Annotated in this window: 19 protein-coding genes, 1 tRNA gene and 1 pseudogene; 18 read left to right on the plus strand and 3 right to left on the minus strand. The window is 39.6% G+C overall.

Features of this window, described 5'->3' with window-relative positions:
* The first annotated feature begins 651 nt into the window (after positions 1–651).
* From cysS to AMD27_RS06155, 15 genes are all read left to right on the plus strand, one after another.
* Positions 652–2,073: a cysteine--tRNA ligase gene (gene cysS / locus AMD27_RS06085; protein WP_067657726.1), complete on the plus strand. Its 1,422-nt coding sequence runs from the start codon at positions 652–654 to the stop codon at positions 2,071–2,073.
* Positions 2,074–2,135: 62 nt separating this feature from the next.
* Positions 2,136–2,211 (plus strand) — tRNA-Gly (locus AMD27_RS06090).
* Positions 2,212–2,447: 236 nt separating this feature from the next.
* A complete protein-coding gene (locus AMD27_RS06095; protein WP_067657729.1) occupies positions 2,448–3,425 on the plus strand; it encodes a KpsF/GutQ family sugar-phosphate isomerase in 978 nt (325 codons plus the stop codon).
* 3 nt (positions 3,426–3,428) lie between these two features.
* The gene (locus tag AMD27_RS06100; protein ID WP_067657732.1) at positions 3,429–3,974 is read left to right on the plus strand and encodes a KdsC family phosphatase; all 546 of its coding nucleotides are present in this window, start codon (positions 3,429–3,431) and stop codon (positions 3,972–3,974) included.
* Between the two features lie 32 nt (positions 3,975–4,006).
* Positions 4,007–4,552 carry an LPS export ABC transporter periplasmic protein LptC gene (lptC, locus tag AMD27_RS06105; protein ID WP_067657734.1) on the plus strand — a complete coding sequence of 182 codons (546 nt, stop codon included), beginning with the start codon at positions 4,007–4,009 and terminating at the stop codon, positions 4,550–4,552.
* Complete coding sequence (gene lptA / locus AMD27_RS06110; protein WP_067657737.1) at positions 4,539–5,099, plus strand: lipopolysaccharide transport periplasmic protein LptA; 561 nt, start codon at positions 4,539–4,541, stop codon at positions 5,097–5,099. Before lptC ends, lptA begins: the two co-directional genes overlap by 14 nt.
* Positions 5,099–5,845, plus strand: a complete 747-nt coding sequence (lptB, locus tag AMD27_RS06115; protein WP_067657740.1) for an LPS export ABC transporter ATP-binding protein — start codon at positions 5,099–5,101, stop codon at positions 5,843–5,845. Before lptA ends, lptB begins: the two co-directional genes overlap by 1 nt.
* A gap of 198 nt (positions 5,846–6,043) precedes the next feature.
* Positions 6,044–7,525, plus strand: a complete 1,482-nt coding sequence (locus tag AMD27_RS06120) for a TolC family protein (protein ID WP_081405934.1) — start codon at positions 6,044–6,046, stop codon at positions 7,523–7,525.
* On the plus strand, positions 7,522–9,660 hold the full coding sequence (locus tag AMD27_RS06125; protein ID WP_067657746.1) for a type I secretion system permease/ATPase: 2,139 nt from the start codon (positions 7,522–7,524) through the stop codon (positions 9,658–9,660). Before AMD27_RS06120 ends, AMD27_RS06125 begins: the two co-directional genes overlap by 4 nt.
* Positions 9,657–10,844: an HlyD family type I secretion periplasmic adaptor subunit gene (locus AMD27_RS06130; protein WP_067657749.1), complete on the plus strand. Its 1,188-nt coding sequence runs from the start codon at positions 9,657–9,659 to the stop codon at positions 10,842–10,844. The genes AMD27_RS06125 and AMD27_RS06130 overlap by 4 nt, the downstream gene beginning before the upstream one ends.
* Positions 10,845–11,005: 161 nt before the next feature.
* Entirely contained in the window at positions 11,006–11,218 is a 213-nt protein-coding gene (locus AMD27_RS06135; protein ID WP_067657752.1) for a hypothetical protein, read from the plus strand.
* Positions 11,219–11,265: 47 nt separating this feature from the next.
* Positions 11,266–11,754: a type I secretion C-terminal target domain-containing protein gene (locus AMD27_RS06140; RefSeq protein WP_067657755.1), complete on the plus strand. Its 489-nt coding sequence runs from the start codon at positions 11,266–11,268 to the stop codon at positions 11,752–11,754.
* Between the two features lie 222 nt (positions 11,755–11,976).
* Entirely contained in the window at positions 11,977–12,573 is a 597-nt protein-coding gene (locus AMD27_RS06145; RefSeq protein ID WP_067657757.1) for an IMPACT family protein, read from the plus strand.
* Positions 12,566–13,183, plus strand: a complete 618-nt coding sequence (locus AMD27_RS06150; RefSeq protein WP_067657760.1) for an acyltransferase — start codon at positions 12,566–12,568, stop codon at positions 13,181–13,183. Before AMD27_RS06145 ends, AMD27_RS06150 begins: the two co-directional genes overlap by 8 nt.
* A gap of 134 nt (positions 13,184–13,317) precedes the next feature.
* The gene (locus AMD27_RS06155; protein WP_067657763.1) at positions 13,318–14,160 is read left to right on the plus strand and encodes a universal stress protein; all 843 of its coding nucleotides are present in this window, start codon (positions 13,318–13,320) and stop codon (positions 14,158–14,160) included.
* Between the two features lie 335 nt (positions 14,161–14,495).
* Here the strand turns inward: AMD27_RS06155 and AMD27_RS06160 are convergent, their stop codons facing one another.
* The 3 genes from AMD27_RS06160 to fdxA all read right to left on the minus strand — a co-directional run bounded on the left by AMD27_RS06160 (position 14,496) and on the right by fdxA (position 16,505).
* On the minus strand, positions 14,496–15,161 hold the full coding sequence (locus AMD27_RS06160) for an O-methyltransferase (protein ID WP_067657766.1): 666 nt from the start codon (positions 15,159–15,161) through the stop codon (positions 14,496–14,498).
* A 171-nt stretch (positions 15,162–15,332) separates the two neighbouring features.
* Positions 15,333–16,052, minus strand: a complete 720-nt coding sequence (locus tag AMD27_RS06165) for a D-Ala-D-Ala carboxypeptidase family metallohydrolase (RefSeq protein WP_067657769.1) — start codon at positions 16,050–16,052, stop codon at positions 15,333–15,335.
* Positions 16,053–16,181: 129 nt separating this feature from the next.
* The gene (fdxA, locus tag AMD27_RS06170) at positions 16,182–16,505 is read right to left on the minus strand and encodes a ferredoxin FdxA (RefSeq protein ID WP_067657771.1); all 324 of its coding nucleotides are present in this window, start codon (positions 16,503–16,505) and stop codon (positions 16,182–16,184) included.
* Between the two features lie 265 nt (positions 16,506–16,770).
* On the opposite strand from fdxA, the pseudogene AMD27_RS06175 reads away from it, so the two are divergent.
* The 3 genes and pseudogenes from AMD27_RS06175 to AMD27_RS18075 all read left to right on the plus strand — a co-directional run.
* Positions 16,771–17,463 (plus strand): annotated as a pseudogene (locus tag AMD27_RS06175) (IS982 family transposase); the annotation flags it as partial.
* Positions 17,464–17,517: 54 nt separating this feature from the next.
* Complete coding sequence (locus AMD27_RS06180; RefSeq protein ID WP_228140721.1) at positions 17,518–17,784, plus strand: IS630 transposase-related protein; 267 nt, start codon at positions 17,518–17,520, stop codon at positions 17,782–17,784.
* Between the two features lie 176 nt (positions 17,785–17,960).
* On the plus strand, positions 17,961–18,437 hold the full coding sequence (locus AMD27_RS18075; RefSeq protein WP_228140744.1) for an IS630 family transposase: 477 nt from the start codon (positions 17,961–17,963) through the stop codon (positions 18,435–18,437).
* Positions 18,438–18,447: the final 10 nt, after the last annotated feature.

The following is an 18,447-nucleotide window of genomic DNA, read 5'->3' on the forward strand; positions in this document are numbered from 1 at the left end:
TAAAATCAGTCAATTTTATGGTGGTTAATAGAAACTGATTTTATTGTGTGTTAATTATTCAATGTTAAGTTAAATTAAACAAACTTTATTTTTATTATTAATTTGATTAAATTAATATTTTTTGAGTTAAATTGTGACATGTGGCACATTATCATAAATAAATATTTTTATTTTAATTTTTTTTAATCATATTTTTCGAAATCACTAATAATATTTAAGTTGTTGATAATATTTAAAATAATTAAATTTTGCGCGTTTTCTGTATAAACTGATCCTGATCAAGTATTCATAAGTCATATAATGTAAACTCCGGTTTTACTAATTTTGATATTTATCGGGTATATCTGTTGTATTGTGTGGAAGTAGTTGGTTATTTGTATAACCAGCTGTTTTTTTTATTAAATCGATATTTGTATTATTTTATAGAGAAAATTTAAAGTTAAAAAAGAAAAAGATTATTATTTATACCCATAAATTTTGGGTAGTGCTAAAAACCAACGTGTAATAATTCATTTATATATTTTAATATCAATAACTTATTATTTTTATCACGTCGTATTCATGCACTACCAATTTTTTAAGTGAAAACTTTATGAAAAATAGTGCTTAGGTTAAGATGAGCCATCTTTGTATTTAGCATTTAGAAAAACTATGCAACCATTTGTTCTTTACAACTCAGAGCAACGTAAAAAAGTAGAATTCGTGCCACGTGTCGAAGGTCATATCGACATGTATGTCTGTGGAATGACAGTCTATGATTACTGTCATATTGGACATGCGCGTGTCATGGTTGCATTTGACTATATTATTCGTTTTCTACGTAGCCAAGGCTGGAGTGTTAAATACGTCCGTAATATTACCGATATTGACGACAAAATTATTAAACGTGCCCATGAAAATGGCGAAAGTATTACCGCATTGACGGATCGTTTTATTCAAGCCATGAATGATGATGCCGAAAGTCTGGGCTGTGCGCGCCCAGACGAAGCACCACGTGCAACAGACTATATTGATCAAATGCAAAGTATGATTGGTACGCTTGTCAATAAAGGCACAGCCTATGCCTCTGACAATGGCGACGTGTATTTCGAAGTTGAAAAATTTGCTAAGTATGGTCGCTTATCTGGTCGTAAGCTCGAAGACATGCAAGCAGGCGCATCTGAGCGTGTCGATGTGGAAGTGCAAAAGAAACATCCGTTTGACTTCGTCCTTTGGAAACATGCCAAGGAAAATGAGCCGGCATGGGCTTCACCTTGGGGTAACGGTCGTCCAGGCTGGCACATCGAATGTTCTGCAATGTCGACCTGCTGCTTGGGGAATCATTTTGATATTCATGGTGGCGGATCAGACTTAACTTTTCCACATCATGAAAATGAAATTGCCCAGTCGGAAGCATCTACGGGCGAACAGTATGTCAATTATTGGATGCATGTGGGTTTCATCAATGTTGATGGTGAAAAAATGTCGAAGTCACTTGGCAACTTCTTCACCATTCGTGATGTGATGGAGAAATTCCATCCTGAAGTGATTCGTTACTTTATTGTGTCATCACATTATCGTAGCCCAGTGAATTTCTCGGATACAGCGCTTAAAGAAGCAAAAAATACCTTGTCTCGCTTCTACCATTCATTTAAAGCCTATCAGCAAACCTATGGCACAGACGTTGTTGCTGTATATGATGAAACTTTGGTCGAGCGTTTTAATGCAGCCATGCGTGATGACTTTAATACCTCAGAAGCCATTGCGGTGCTCTTTGAAGTTAATAAAGAGCTCAACCGTGCTGTCAAAGATCAAAATATTGAACAAGCTGCGGTTTATTACGCTACCCTTCGTCATTTGACTGATATTCTAGGTTTGGTGCAGCACAATGTAGATGATTTCTTAAAGTCAGACATTGGTCAAGACACCCTAGATTTATCGGGTAATGAGATTGAAGCACTGATTCAACAGCGTGTAGAGGCTAAAAAAGCCAAAGAATTTGCTAAAGCAGATGAAATTCGTCAATCTTTACTCGATCAAGGTGTGGTGCTTGAAGATACACGTCAAGGTACAATTTGGCGACGTGCTGATTAATTAATCAAACGATATCGTAGAGAGTTGACACTGCTGTGTAATTCTCTATAATTCATTTTATCGCGGAAATAGCTCAGTTGGTAGAGCATAACCTTGCCAAGGTTGGGGTCGAGAGTTCGAGTCTCTTTTTCCGCTCCAAATTCTAAAAAAGCTCTGATCAATGATCAGAGCTTTTTTTTGACTTAAAATGACCAAATTTGCCTAGGGTGTAGCCTCACTCATCAATAAAGCCTCAATTCGACCTATGCAGTTTTGTGAAAATTCTGACAATATCCTCTTGCATAATCATCAGATATGATAAAATTCGATAACAAATTTATGTGCATCAGTTCATTGAACGCTGAGTAAAGGTTAAGAAATTGAATTCAGAACATATGCCAAATCAGATCGATTTTCAAAAGGTTGCAATGGAAACATTGTCTATAGAGCAAAAGGCGCTTGAAACGCTGGCTGCGCAAATTGATGATCGATTTTCGAAGGCTTGTCAAATCATTCTTCAATGCCAAGGTCGACTTGTGGTCACCGGTATGGGGAAGTCTGGACATATTGGTCGTAAAATGGCGGCCACCTTTTCTTCAACAGGTACACCTTCATTCTTTATGCATCCGGGTGAAGCTGGACATGGCGACCTAGGCATGCTGGTGCATGGGGATGTACTCATTGCGATTTCAAACTCGGGAAAGAGTGATGAAATTATGATGCTGATGCCTTTAATCAAACATTTAAAGGTGCCTTTGATTACCATTAGTGGTGACGATAAAGGACCTATGCCACAAAATGCGGATGTAGCTCTAACTTTGGGTGATATCCAAGAAGCATGTCCTTTAGGTTTGGCGCCGACATCCAGTACTACAGCGACATTGGCGCTGGGTGATGCTTTGGCAGTGGCACTTTTGGATGCACGCGGCTTTACTGCAAATGATTTTGCTATGTCGCATCCAGCTGGAGCACTCGGTAAGCGATTACTTCTGCATGTTAAACACTTAATGCACACGCAGCATGAATTGCCAAAAGTATCTCCAGATACACCAATGAACAAAGTACTCTATGAAATCTCGAATAAGCGTCTAGGTTTAACCACAATTGTGGATGACAATGATCTGTTATTGGGTATTTTTACAGATGGTGATTTGCGTCGTTTAATTGATAAACAGCAAGGTTTTGATGTCAATTTAAAAATTGCGGATGTGATGGTCAAAGACCCACTGACGATTTCCCCAGAAGCACGTGCAGTTGAAGCTTTAGAGTTGATGAACGAAAAGAAAATTAATCAATTTGTGGTCGTAAATGATTTGAAACAGGTCATTGGCGTGATTAGTATGCATGATCTTATTCAAGCAGGGGTAAATTAAGCAATGGCATCCTATGTATTGTTAGAACAAGCACGCCATGTAGATGCTTTAGTTTTAGATGTAGATGGTATTTTAAGTGATGGTTTTGTGACATTGACCAATTCAGGTGATGAACTTAAATCATTTGACATACGTGATGGTTTGGGCATGAAGTTGGTGCAACAAGCGGGCATTAAAGTCATTATTATTACGGGGCGAAAAAGTCAAATCGTTGACAAACGCATGTCAGATTTAGGCGTGGATTTGGTGTATCAAGGTCGTGAAGATAAAGGCACAGCATTACGTGAAGCTTGTGCTCAGTTGAATATTTCGCCTGAAGATTGTTTGTATATGGGTGATGATTGGCCCGATTTATCTGCATTTGCCATTGCAGGCATGAAGGTGACTGTGCCAAATGGTCATGTTGAAGTTCGTCGTCGAGCAGATCTGGTGACACAAGCACATGGTGGTCGTGGGGCTGTACGTGAAATTTGCGACATGTTGCTCATGTCAAAAGGGGTTTATCATGATTTGCTGCAAAAGTATGTCGCAGCGCCCCAATCCGTTTAAGTATGTTCTTACATCGAAATAGTGGATGATTTATGGATACTAGAGTCTTATATATCGCTGCCATTATCATCGCTGCAATGAGCGGTGGTTATTACTACTATAGTGGTAAAGGCAAAAAGTTGGATGCAGCCTCTGCCCAAAGTATGACATATTCGGCAAAAGGTATTCATTTGCTTCAAACAGATGAAAAAGGGCTACTCTATGTCAAAGCCACGGTCGATGATTTAGAGCAAGACATGAAGCTCTCAACCTCAAAGCTTTCAAATTTGAACGCCAGTATGTATAACAATAATCAGGTGGATTCAACTTTTTATGCACAAAAAGCATTGGGGTATGACGACAATGAAAAAATTGTACTGACCGGTGATGTCAAAGCCACTACATTAGGTCAACAAGGCGAAATGGTGTTTCGTACCACAGAGCTTATTGGTTATCCAAAATTGGGTACTATGGAAACTACGAAGCAGGTGACAGTAGATGCACCGAATGCACAATTTGTTAGTCAGGGTTTACAAGCAAATTTGAATGAAGGTCAATACGAATTTAGCAATATTCGAGGAAAGTATGCAGCAAATTAAACTTCAAAATCGAACACGTTCTTTCCTGAAAACATCAATCTTCGGTCTTGGTTTGTGTGCATTTTCAGCAATGAGCTTTGCTCTACCCAGTGATCGAAATCAACCGATTTCGTTGCTAGCAGACCGCGCAACCTACAATGATAAAACTGGGATTACCACTTACACAGGCAATGTCATTATCGAACAAGGCTCAATGAAGATAAATGCAGCCTCGATCGTGGCAAATCTGAACGCCAATAAACAAATCAGTACGGTGACTGCATCAGGCTCTCCCGCGAAGTTTCAACAGCAGCTCGAGACTAATCGCGGTATTGCGCGCGGTGAAGCACAAAAAATTGTTTATAACGCGGAATCTGGTATTTTGAATTTGACTGGCAATGCCTATCTTTATCAAGATGGTGCGAGTATTCGTGGTAATTCTTTAAAATACAGCATGAATAAAGGCGATATTGAAGTATCAGGCGGTGGTTCGGGCGCTTCAAAAGGTCGCGTGCAAATCATTATTCCACCCTCTTCATCTAAATCATTCGGTGGAGTACGTGATTAATGCAAGTATCAAGTAAGCCAGTTCAGACCCTGACCATTAAGCATTTGGCCAAAGTATACAGTAAGCGTTGGGTGGTAAAAGACGTCTCTTTTAGTATGCACAGCGGTCAAATTGTGGGGCTTTTGGGTCCCAATGGTGCAGGTAAAACCACCAGTTTCTACATGGTGGTGGGTTTGGTGCAAATGGATAAAGGCGAAATCCATTTAGATGATCTGGATATTTCAGATTTGGCTATGCATCAACGCGCACGCCAAGGTATTGGTTACTTACCGCAAGAAGCCTCAATTTTTCGTAAATTGAGTATTGCAGATAACATTATGGCGATCTTAGAAACCCGCAAAGATTTGAATAAGCAGCAGCGCAGTGAGCGTCTTAAAGAGTTGCTTGAAGACTTTAAAATCACGCATATTAAAGATTCACTGGGCATGAGCGTGTCGGGTGGTGAACGTCGCCGTGCTGAAATTGCACGAGCTTTGGCAGCAGATCCTAAATTTATGTTATTGGATGAGCCTTTTGCGGGAGTCGATCCAATTTCTGTAGGTGATATTAAAGATATTATTCGTTCTTTGAAGGAGCGGGGTATTGGGGTCTTAATCACGGACCATAATGTGCGCGAAACTTTAGCCATTTGTGAACATGCGTATATCGTAAGTGAAGGCGCTGTCATTGCCGAAGGTACACCTGAGGATGTACTAGCAGATGAAACCGTGAGACGTGTTTATTTGGGCGATGATTTCACAGTCTAATAAATTACTGTGGCACTTATAAAATAATATTGTTTTATAAGTGTTTACAAGTTAAATTAATTGAATCGGACTTTAATTTAATAATGTGTTTAATAATAATATAAAGATATGTAAAATAAAGTGAATTTTGTGATGAAAGTCTCAAATTGCTTAATAAAGAGAATCCATGTGGCTAGAAATAAAATAAATCATAAAGAAATGGGGAGTGTAACGCTGATTATTTTCAGTTTGTATTCGTTTCCTGCCTATGCTGAACAATCTAAAGTTAATCTTGGTGCTGTTAAAGACAATGTTCAACGGTTATTTACCCCAAAATCTTCAGATGAATTTCGAAAAATTCAACTTAATGAGTTGAGTAACTTCGAATATTCACCTAATCAAATTCAATCTTTGCCCATTATTTCGAGTCAATCAGCAGGAAATATTCCAGTAAATCGCCCCATGAATGCCACAGGATTAAGTTTAGATGAGGCGGTTCAACTGGCTGTTTCTCGACATCCTGATATTAGTCAAAGTGTTTCTTCATTGGCATCTCAAAATGCCAATATTGATGTTGCGCGTGCTGGTTATTATCCGCAGCTAAATGCTGGATTATCGACGGGAGATATGACTTCAGGTGAGCGTGGACGTCAGTTATTTAATCTAAATGCAACGCAAATGCTTTTTGATTTTGGTAAAGTGAAAAGTGGCATTAATACCCAAGAAGCCAAGCTCATGGCTTCTCAGGCACAGCTGTTAGTGTCTATTGATGATATTGCGCTGCAAGTAGCAAGCTCCATTGTGAACATTAAACGTTATCAAGAGATTACCCGAATTGCGCGTGAGCAAATTAAAGGGATTTCGCGTATCGCTGAAATTGCCAATCTCAGAGCAAAGGCGGGTATCAGTAGTCAAGCCGATCCGATTCAAGCCCAGTCTTATTTAGAATCTGCGCAGTCTAATTTAATTGTTCAAGAAACCCAATTAAGCCTGTATAGGCAGCGTCTGCGCACTTTACTGGGTGCTGAAGTGTCTACTTTAGAATGGGAAATTCCAGAGAGCCTGATTGCACGATCTAATATTTATAGCGATCCGCAATTTAATCAAATTCCACAAATGATGTTGGCCAAAGCACAAGCAGATATCGCAGCTTCTGAAAAGAAGCAAACGCAACTGAGCCGTTATCCGACTATCAATGTTAAAGGTACACTCAGCCAAGCGGTCAATGGTCGTAATCCAAATAACGATAAAGATGATGGCACAGACAGTTCCATTATGTTTGAAGCCAGCAGTAATTTTTATCAAGGTGGAGCCGTGGCATCGCAGACCCGTGCGGCAAGTTATGCCGAAGAAGCAGCCAAAGCGCGTATTAATGCGGTGTATTTAGAGACCCTTGATCAAATACGTTTGTCACAAGAGCAGATTGAAAATAAACAGCGTCAAATGCAAGTCTTGGTGGCGCAGCAAGCCACAACGGTGAGAACCAAAGAACTTTATCAAGAACAATATAAATTGGGTACGCGTACAGCTGTTGACTTGTTAAATGCTGAACAAGCCATTCACAGTGCGAACTCACAAATAGAAACAGCAAGATACGATATTTATGAAAATTTGGTGCAATATGTTGCCGCTGCAGGTAAGACCCGTGATGTCTATCAGCTTAATAACCTCACCATTCAAGGGGTAGAGATACAACCATGAATAAAAGAATAAATTATCAGCCATGGTTACAGGGCGTTTTAACTGTAGCAAGACATTACCGTATTGAGGCTTCGGCAGAAAGAATACGTTTAGAACTGAATTGGAATCAAAATCAAAGTACCGATGACGTGCTGGCGATTATGACGCGTCAGGTGGGTTTGCATTTACGAAAAGTCGAATTTAAACAAGATATTTTAAATCCTTGGCGCTTACCGGTCTTGGTGGGCTTTAAAGACGGGCAAGTTGGGGTTATAGATAAAGCAGATTCTGAGGGCAATGTCAGTGTTCAGTTAAGCGGTGATGAAGGTCTTGCACAAACCTTTTCCGCGGAAACCTTGGCACAAGAGATTGACAGTGTATATATCCTACGTCCTGAAACCTCAGTACCTGATGCCCGAATTGATGAATACATCAAACCCTATGAGAAAAACTGGTTTTGGGACATTGTACTCAAAGACTGGAAACGTTATATCGATATTATGTTCGCTTCGATGCTGGCAAATATCTTGGCATTGGCGACCATTGTATTCTCTATGAATGTCTATGACCGTGTCATTCCAGCTCAATCGATTCCGACTTTATGGGTGCTCGCCGGTGGCGTATTAATCGCGGCAATCTTTGAGTTTGCACTCAAATACGCGCGGTTAATTTTGTCTGACATGATTGGTAAACGTGCAGATTTACGTATTTCCGATAAAGTTTTTGGGCATGCACTGCGGATTAAAAACAGTGAGCGTTCTAAATCCACGGGCACCTTTATCTCGCAAGTGCGGGAACTTGAGGGTGTACGTGAATTGGTCACTTCGACCACTATTACTGCATTTGCAGATTTGCCGTTCTTCTTCTTGTTCCTCGGTATTTTTTGGCTGATTGGTGGTAATTTATTCTGGGTCATTTTGGTGGTCGTCCCGCTGATGATTATTCCAGGACTATTGGCACAAAAAAAATTGGCCCAACTGGCCAAAGAAGGTATGCGCGAATCCTCCATTCGTAATGCGATTTTGGTTGAAGCTGTACAAGGCATTGAAGACATTAAGTTGTTACGTGCTGAGTCACGCTTTCAAAACCAATGGAATCACATGAACGATGTTTCAGCGACCATTAGCATGAAGCAACGTAAAATTGTGGGAGTTTTAGGTCTTTGGACGCAGAAATTGCAAGGCTTAACCTTTGCGATTGTGGTTTTGGTGGGCTGTTTTGCGGTGATGAAAGGTGATATGACCACAGGTGCTTTGGTGGCATGTTCAATTTTATCTTCTCGTATGTTGGCTCCTATTGCACAAATTACAGGGGTGATGGGTCGTTACCAACAAGCCAAGACTGCTAAAGAGGGTTTGGATGAATTGATGGCGAAAAAAGTCGATCATCCAGAGCGTACCCAATTGATTCAACGTTCGGTGTTGAATGGTCAATTTGAACTCACGGGTGTGGTGTTTAAATACGGTGAAGATGATCCGAAGCCAAGCGTGGTTATTCCAAAACTGGTGATTAATCCAGGTGAGAAAATCGCTATTTTAGGTCGTAATGGCGCAGGTAAGTCAACCATTCTACAACTACTTTCAGGCATGCAAACTGCAGTGCAGGGTAAAGTCAAACTCGATGATATTGATATCACCTTACTTGACCCCTCTGATGTACGCCGTGATGTCGGTCTGCTCAATCAAAATGCACATTTGTTTTTTGGTACGGTACGTGAAAACTTAACACTCGGTGCGCCGCTTGCAACCGATGAAGACTTACTTAAAGCATTGGCAGTGACAGGTGCACTGAACTTCATTCAAGAGAAAAAAGAAGGTTTAGATCATATTATTCTTGAAGGTGGTGTTGGGTTCTCGGGTGGTCAGCGACAAGCGCTATTACTTTCACGATTACTCATTTGTCAGCCGAATATTCTTTTACTCGATGAGCCGACGGCGTCGATTGATGATGTGTCCGAGAAGCAATTGATTGACCATATGAAAGTTTGGCTGGGTCATCGTACTTTAATTGTGGCGACACATCGCCGTGCAGTTTTAGAGTTGGTTGATCGTATTATTGTGGTCAATGAAGGACGTGTGGTGATGGATGGTCCACGCGATCAGATTCTCAATAACACTGCCCAGCAGTCGCAATCTAACACAGGAGATAGATCATGAGCGATGATGTAAGACAACAACGTTCACTGAAAGTTTCTCAGTTAGAACCGCCTTTACCTAAGGTGAGTGTGACCATTTGGATTGTGGGCATTGGTTTATTGGTGCTGTTGATCTGGGCTTGGGTTTTTAAGCTTGAGGAAGTCTCAAACGGTACGGGTAAAGTTGTACCGACCTCGAAAGAACAAGTCATTCAATCCCTTGAGGGCGGTATTTTGACCAAACTTAATGTGAAAGAAGGTGATATTGTGCAAAAAGGTCAAATTTTGGCACAGCTTGATCCGACTCGTTTTGCATCCAACGTGGGTGAGTCCACATCGCTGTTAACCTCATCTCAGGCTACTGCGGCGCGTTTACGGGCAGAAGTGAATGGGGGGGCAATTGCGTTCCCTGAGGGTGTTTTAAGTGAATCTAAACTGGTGCGTGAAGAAACTCAGTTGTATCAATCGCGTCGTGCCAATATGGAAGAATCCATTGCGGGTTTAAAGCAGGCAAAGGCTTTGGTTGAGCAAGAACTGAGAATGACTGAACCATTGGTGGCGAAAGGTGCAGCCAGCGAAGTAGAAGTGCTGCGTTTAAAGCGCCAAGCCAACGATTTGACGAATCAAATCAATGATGTTCGTAACCAGTACTATGTTCAAGCACGTGAAGAATTGTCGAAGGCCAATACCGATATTGAAACACAGCAACAAGTGATTAAAGGCAAGTCTGATAGCTTAAACCGTACCGTGTTTAAAGCGCCTGTACGCGGTATTGTGAAAGAAATTGATGTGATGACTTTAGGTGGTGTGATTCCACAAAATGGTAAATTGATGACGATTGTACCGCTAGATGAGCAATTACTGATTGAGGCGCGTATTTCACCGCGTGATATTGCATTTATTCATCCAGGTCAAGAAGCTTTGGTGAAAATCACGGCCTATGATTATTCAATCTATGGTGGCTTAAAAGGTAAGGTGACCATTATTTCGCCAGATACTTTACGTGATGAAGTCAAGCAAGATCAGTTCTATTACCGTGTCTATATTCGTACAGATTCCGATAAGCTTTACAACAAGGCGGGTAAGGCATTTGCGATTACACCGGGTATGGTTTCATCTGTTGACATTAAAACTGGTGAAAAAACTATTGTTGAATACCTGTTAAAACCATTCAACAAAGCCAAAGAAGCTTTAAGAGAACGATAGAAATTTAATAGCTGCTTCAAAAGCCCAATCATAATTTATGTTTGGGCTTTTTTGTGATAAAAATACAGACGTATATCAAAAAAAGTTGATAATTAAGAAGTTATTAAATATGTACCCTAATTATTCCATTGGGTAGAATTTATAACAAACCCGAGCAAATCATGTTTTCAGAAGGCGACTATGTTGCCTACTTAATCACCAATGGTGTGAGTGTGATTGGAGGAAATACACTGACTGCAGATCATATGACGGTCTACGATTATAATGATGTGGATGATTATGCAGGTCAACTCCAAGGTACGCTTGTCAGTGGGTCAATGATCCAAGTTCTGAGGATCAGACCATTGGCGGAAATTTACTCAGCAATGATCTGATTAATCAAGATCTCATCAACCATACCATTATTAAAATCAACAATAAGATGGTGGTACTGGATGCTAGCAAAACCGATACTGAAATTACGGTCACGGGTCAGTATGGTGTATTGACTGTGAAATCAGATGGGCAATACAGTTATCAAGCAAATGGTCAAGGTGGTGGCAAAGAAATTTTTGTCTATGAATTGATTTCCCCGACCGGAGACAGTGATAAATCTACATTAGAAATTAATGTCAGTCAAAATGTCATGGGTTCAAGCAAAGATGATATGGTGGAGAGTGGTTCAGCAGATGACGTTTACTTTTTATTGGAAGGTTCAGACACACTGATCTTTAACTTGCTTAGTGATCAAGATGCAACAGGTGGTAATGGCTCAGATGTATGGAGAGATTTTGGTGATACCGACAAAATCGATATCTCTGCGTTACTGACACAAGGTTCGAATGCGATGCTCAAGGACTTTGTCTCGGTTGAAACTGTAGATGGAAACACAGTCATTTTCATAGATCGGGATGGTCAATCCTATGATTAAAATAATCAGGTGATCAAAGATGAGTTCGAGTTTACGCACTTGCTGACTTTAGATGCTAAAGATCTGACGCTTGATCAGCTATTACAAAATAATCAAATGATTTTCTAAAGATAAACTTTATTTCAAACAAAAAATCTCCAATTCGTTGGAGATTTTTCTTTAAAGAAATAGATAATCGTTATAATCACTGCACTCCTGAATCAGTTTGAATCCTACAGCTCTATGCCTTTTACCCTTGCTTCTGAAACGTTCTTTGAAGAAGAGATTAAAAAAAGTCGCTTTCAAGCCATCGCTGTACCTGTTGAAAATGAACAACAGGTCAAAGATTTTTTAAGTCGACATTTGGACATTTCGACGACACATCAGTGCTGGGCGTGGAAAATTGGGCACAATGTACGTTTTAATGATGATGGTGAACCTTCAGGTACGGCAGGACGGCCCATCTTGGCGACTATCGAAGGCAATGATCTGAGCAATGTGATTGTGCTGATCAATCGTTGGTATGGCGGCGTTAAACTCGGCACAGGCGGTCTGGTTCGCGCCTATGGCGGCTGTGCAGGTCAGTGTCTACTGCTGGCAGAAAAGATCGAATTAATTGAGAAATGTGAAGTCGTATTCGATTGTCTATTCAATGAATGGTCGATTTTTCAATATGAACTCAAATTCAATGATATCGAATATGTTGAAGCATACACCGCAGAAGGTGTGCATGTTCAAGCCAAACTCCAGATTCATCAAATTGAACCCCTAAGGCTTAAAGTTCAAGACGTCACCCGAGGGCGCGTAAATCTCAAAAGAGTAGACATAGAGCATGACTGATTTAGACCCTCTGCTTAAATATCGCGAGCAACATAAACATCGTCTCAACTATATGCCGTGGTTATACTGGACGCTCAAACCTAAACACAGAGCATGGGCCGAGGCATGGCAACAAGACTATCAAGCCTATTTGATGGAGATGGAAACGGTCGAGATTGGTGAGAATTGTTTCATTTCACCTCTAGCGCATATTTTTGCAGAACCGGGTCGTAAAATTATTATTGGGGACAATACCTTTATTGCAGCGGATTGTACGCTTCACGGGCCTTTAGATATTGGTTGTGAAGTTGCCATTAATCATCACTGTATTTTAGATGGTGGCCGTGCAGGCATTAAATTACATGATCAGGTGCGCATCGCAGCGTATTGCCATCTATATGCTTTCGATCATGGTATGGATTTGGCTGAGCCAATTTATAAACAAGCTGTACGTTCACAAGGCATCGAAATTGGACAAGATGTGTGGTTAGGCGCGCATGTAGGGATTAAAGACGGCGTGAAAATCGCCGATCGGGCAATTGTTGGCATGAACAGTATGGTTACCAAAGATGTGGCAGAACGTGAAGTGGTGGTGGGTAATCCAGCGCAAAGAATTCGCTACCGCGAATAAGTCATGATTTTAATTTTAATCATGTTATACGCTATGTCTACGCTAAAATTTACACAAAAAAGCTTAAAAAATAAAAAACTTATGCTAGTTTAAAAAGAACAACTGGTTTAGCTGAATGTTAAAGCGAGGTTAATATGAACCGTGTGATCGCCTGTATAGATTCTTCCCCTTGCATCAATGCCGTTGCAGAAGCAGCAGCTTGGATTGCACAGCAAACAAAACGGGAATTGGTACTGCTTCAAGTACTGGACTATTATCCTGCGAGTTATCATCTAGGTGAAATTAGCGGAGTGATTGGTTTTGAAAGTAATGCCATGTTACTTAAAGAATTGGCTGAACTGGAACAAAAACAAAGTGAACTTGCATTAGATTATAGCAATAACCTATTGACCCATATTTCAGATTTAATCCAAGAGAAATACGGCATTACCGCGATACAAATTCAAGAAAAAGGGGATTTTTTAGAACAAAGTTTTAATATTGTTCATGAAAATGATATCGCCCTAATTGGTCGAGTGGGTGAGCGCTCGGCAGAAAAGAATAAAAGTTTGGGCAGTAATGTTGAAAATTTCATCCGAGGTGCAAAATGTACCGTAATGACGGTGGGTGAAACCTTCAAACCACCTACGCGTTTTATTTTCGCTTATGAAGATTCTCCAACCTGTAAAGAGATGATGCATCGCGTTGCGAAAAGTGATTTGTTAAGATTACTACAATGTCATTTATTGTATGTGGGTGATCATCCAGAGGTTTTAAATACACCTTCTCAATTTCTTAAAGAGGCAGGCGTGGATGTCGTGGTTGAATATCGTTACGGTGATGTGGCCGAAAATATTTTAGATTATCAACAGCAGCACCAAATTCAGTTGATTGTGTTGGGTGCGTATAGCAGAAGTAAAGTGAAACAATTCTTCTTGGGTAGTATCACCACCAATATTTTCCGAAATTCAACTGTACCGCTATTGGTCGCAAAATAAACCGTCAAGCTCAGGTTGATAATGCAACCAGTTTTGCGTTGAAAATACACAGATTAAAGCTTGATTGAATAGGTATTTATGATATTGTCTAGATGACAATAACAACAAAATATCTCACTGTTTATTTTATAATCTTGTGTTTATTTTATTTTATAATCAGTCACTTATTCAAATATTTAAAACTTATCCACAGATATACAAACAGGAATCGGGGATAAGTTTTTATGTGAAATAGGTTGTTAAATCGACAATCATTCAAAAGCCTCAATCTTGTTGGAAAAGGATTGAGGCTTTTGTGTCATTATCTGTTTGCGATGATATGGCGCCGTTTAAAATTACTTCACAATGGCCATGGCAAAGCCATCATGACCTTTGCTTCCTACGGTCTGTAGTGCAGTGCTTGAAAGCAGACGTGGATGATTCTGCATCAAACGATACATTTCACGAATCCCTTCAATACTTGGTTTAACATTCTCTGGATTGATAATGTCTCCTGCGCGAATGACATTGTCTAAGAAGATGATAGTGCCCGAGCGAGCGTATTTCAGACACAACTCCAAATATTCAGGATAATTTTGTTTATCGGCATCAATAAAAATAAAATCAAAAGGTTCAACATCGGTAGGTAACGCTTTTAAAATATCTGCAGCACGTCCAACTTGAAGCTCAATGTGTTGGGGTAATCCTGCACGATCAATATTTTCTTGCCCCAAGGCTGCGTGAGTATCACGTCCTTCAATCGTCAAGATATAACCATCTTCAGGAAGAGCGCGTGCAAGCCACATGGTGCTATAAGCTGCGAAAGTACCGAGTTCAAGCACACGTTTGCACTGATTCATTTGAATCAACATTTGCAGGAGCATGCCTTGATTGGCTGCAACAGCCAAATGGTCAGGAAAACCTTTATCTTCAGTATTTTTTAAAGTTTGGATAAGAATAGGGTCTTCGGGAATAAGCGTGGACTCGATATAAGCATCGATATCTGACCAGAGTTGTTGCATAGCAGGGGCACCTCAATTTTGTTATCTGCATTGTAATGGTTTCAAATCTGAGTGCAATTTTTGCCTGCATGAATCTGCAAAATTTTTAATGATGCACAAAAAAATAGAGGTCAAATGCCCTCTATTCTATTTTTCATGGTAAGTAATTACAGAAATTAGTAGTTACAGAAATTAGTAATTACAAAGTGAGGAGTTTCGCGTTAAATCTGGCCCCCAAGTACGATAGCCTTGCGTATCTATATGGATCTGACCTGAAGCGTATAAACCTAGACCCATATTCAGACTTTGACCGTGATTTTTCCAAAATTGACACAGTTTGAACTTTGAATTTTCAATATGAGCATAGTCTTGTGCTTGCGGATATTCAGGTCCAATTCTAAAGTCGATGGCAGAATTAAATAAATGACGCGAAGAACCTGCACCGCCCGCACATTGATTTAAAGGTAAATCACGATACACCGAAGTGACTTCAAAATCGGTCAGTACTTTGGATGCCACTAAGTATTTGAATACTTTCAAAGTAGGCAACTGATTCGACCAAACTTCACTGCTTGGAATCATGTATTCAGATTTGCCACAGCGCTGCCAGTCACGTGCAGATTTTAATAACTCAAAACTCGGAATAATATTGCCGACATTATTTCGTTCTAAATAGCGTTCATAGTCGCGTACACGAGACTGATTATTGCCGATGGATACCCAGTTTCGATATGAATTTGGCATGACTTTGGGGCGAGCAGGACGTTCAATTGTTATTTTTTCTTGTGGTATATAAATCCGTTGTCCCGATGGGGTAACGATCGTTTGACCTTTCTGAGGGGAAGATGTACAAGCCATCACTGTCAGTGAAATAGCACTGATCGAAATTAAGCCCTTCAAAATTTCTTTCATTATAAAATTAAGTACTGAATCAAATAGAAATCTAGTTTAGTCTAATTTATGGTAGAGATTTTGCATAAATTGCAAATAAATGTACCAATTCGGTATAAAAAAGATCAGCCGAAGCTGATCTTTTCATCATTATTTCTCTAAATATTGTAACTTATCTGCTTTACCGTTCCATTCTTCACGGTCTGCAGGTTGATCACCAATTTGAGTGATGTTTGGCCATTTTTCAGCAAGTTCAGCATTCAACTCTATAAATACTTCTTGACCTTCTGGAAGCTCATCTTCTGAGAAAATTGCATTGGCTGGACACTCAGGTTCGCAGAGTGCGCAATCGATACATTCATCTGGATTGATTACAAGAAAGTTCGGACCTTCGTAGAAACAGTCAACTGGACAAACTTCAACACAGTCTTGGTACTTACATTTAATACAATTTTCAGTGACAACAAAGGTCATGGCGACAGCTCTACCTAAAAAATATGGTTCTAATTTACGAATGCTGTATTTTAGGCAAAAAAGCACACAACAAACAATTCCTTTTACTGATATTTGTTATTTAAAATGTATGAAATGCAAATCCTTATTTGAAATAACGCTGCAAAAGACGGTATTTAATCTTTTAAAGTACTTAACCGAATCGCGGATAAGAAATTGACTTGAAAAATAAGTGGACTAGAGCCATCAGTTGAGTTACCACACAAAACTTAAAACTCTAGTCCCGATGTTTAATAGTATCGAATTATTCTGCGTAATTGATGATTTCTTTCTTAAATTTGAAACAACCTATTGGAATTTCCTTAAGCAAATTCGTCGTTTCTCAAGAGTCCGAATCGCTCACTTGAATATCTCAGAAATCACTTTTATTGCTATCTGGTATAAATGTTCTCATTTTACCAATTTCAAAGCATTCATCACATGGTTGAAACGGTATAAAAATCATTTATTTAAAAGCTTACCCTGTTATCAACGGATGATTTATCTAATCAATATACATCAATTGGCATTACATGCTTTACATATAGCTTTAACTAAAGGTCAACATAGCCAGTATTTATGGCTTGATTCAACGACTTTGCCCGTCTGTAAAAATCAGCGGATTCAACGCCATAAATCTTTAGCTAAAATCACATCTCGAGGTAAAAGTTCAATGGGTTGGTTTTATGGCTGTAAATTACATATTGCAATGAATCGATTTGGCGAGATTGTAAGCTCGGCACTATCCAATGGCCATGTGGTTGACATCAAAATGGTGGAGCAGTTGGTCGAGGGGTTCGAGGCAAGGCTTTATGCGGATCGTTGTTATACCAGTCAAGATTTAAAAAGTAAGTTACAAGATCAAGGTATTGATTTGATTACCTATCATCGAAAGAACATGCGGTCTGTTGAGCTCAGTGCGCCAGATGAATATCACTTATAGCTGCAATCTTATTTTAGGATACAATGATGAGAAATTCAGTTGATCAAGACTATGCCTAAAATATATTCGGTAGATTTACGTGAAAATGTCATGCAGTTTTATGAAGAAAATAATCACAAATCATATACATGTAAAACCTTTAAAATATCTAGAACCACTTTGGATGATTGGATTCTTCTTCAAAACACCACTGGAGAATTGAAACAGCTTAAAATCAATGCAGGTCGACCCACTAAAATCAAGGATATGGATGCTTTCAAACACTTTATTGAAACTACTGAATTTTCTCAAGTGAAAGATCTCGTCCCTTTGTTTTAACAAAAGTTTGGGTATCCAATCCTTTACTCAACCCTGTTAAAGGCCATTCATAGACTTGGTTGGACACGTAAAAAAAGAGTTTTCTCTATAAGCAAGCCGACAAAATAACAAGGGCTGTATTTAACTGGTTTCTTCCGCAATGGAAAGAGGAGTTTGGGGAAGATTAGATTCTTTATATTGATGAGTCTGGGATAAACACCACAGATACAGCGCAATATGGTTGGTCTAAACTAGGCAGTCGTTGCGCTGCTTTAAAATTGGGTGGTCATGGTAAAAGATTAAGTATCATCAGTGCTGTGAGGACTAATTCAGCGTATCAGTTCCTTTACCCTTTGGTCTTTCAAGGTTCATGCGATCGAGCAATGTTCACGGGATGGCTGAGATATCTACTTGAAAATTTAACCAAAGATAATCAGGATAAGACCAAAAGGCATCTGCTGATTCTAGATAACGCTTCGATTCATAAGCATGGAGATATCAAAAAACTAGCTACAGATTTTAATTGTAGAATCATGTACTTGCCTGCTTACAGTCCAGACTTAAATCCAATTGAAAAAGCATGGTCAGTGCTAAAATCCAAAGTTAAAAGTATCGCTATCCGGTTAGACAAAACGATAGAAGAAGCGATCGATTTAGGCTTGAAGGAAATGTAGCTTAAAATTT

This window comes from Acinetobacter sp. TGL-Y2 (assembly GCF_001612555.1).
Classification (GTDB): domain Bacteria; phylum Pseudomonadota; class Gammaproteobacteria; order Pseudomonadales; family Moraxellaceae; genus Acinetobacter.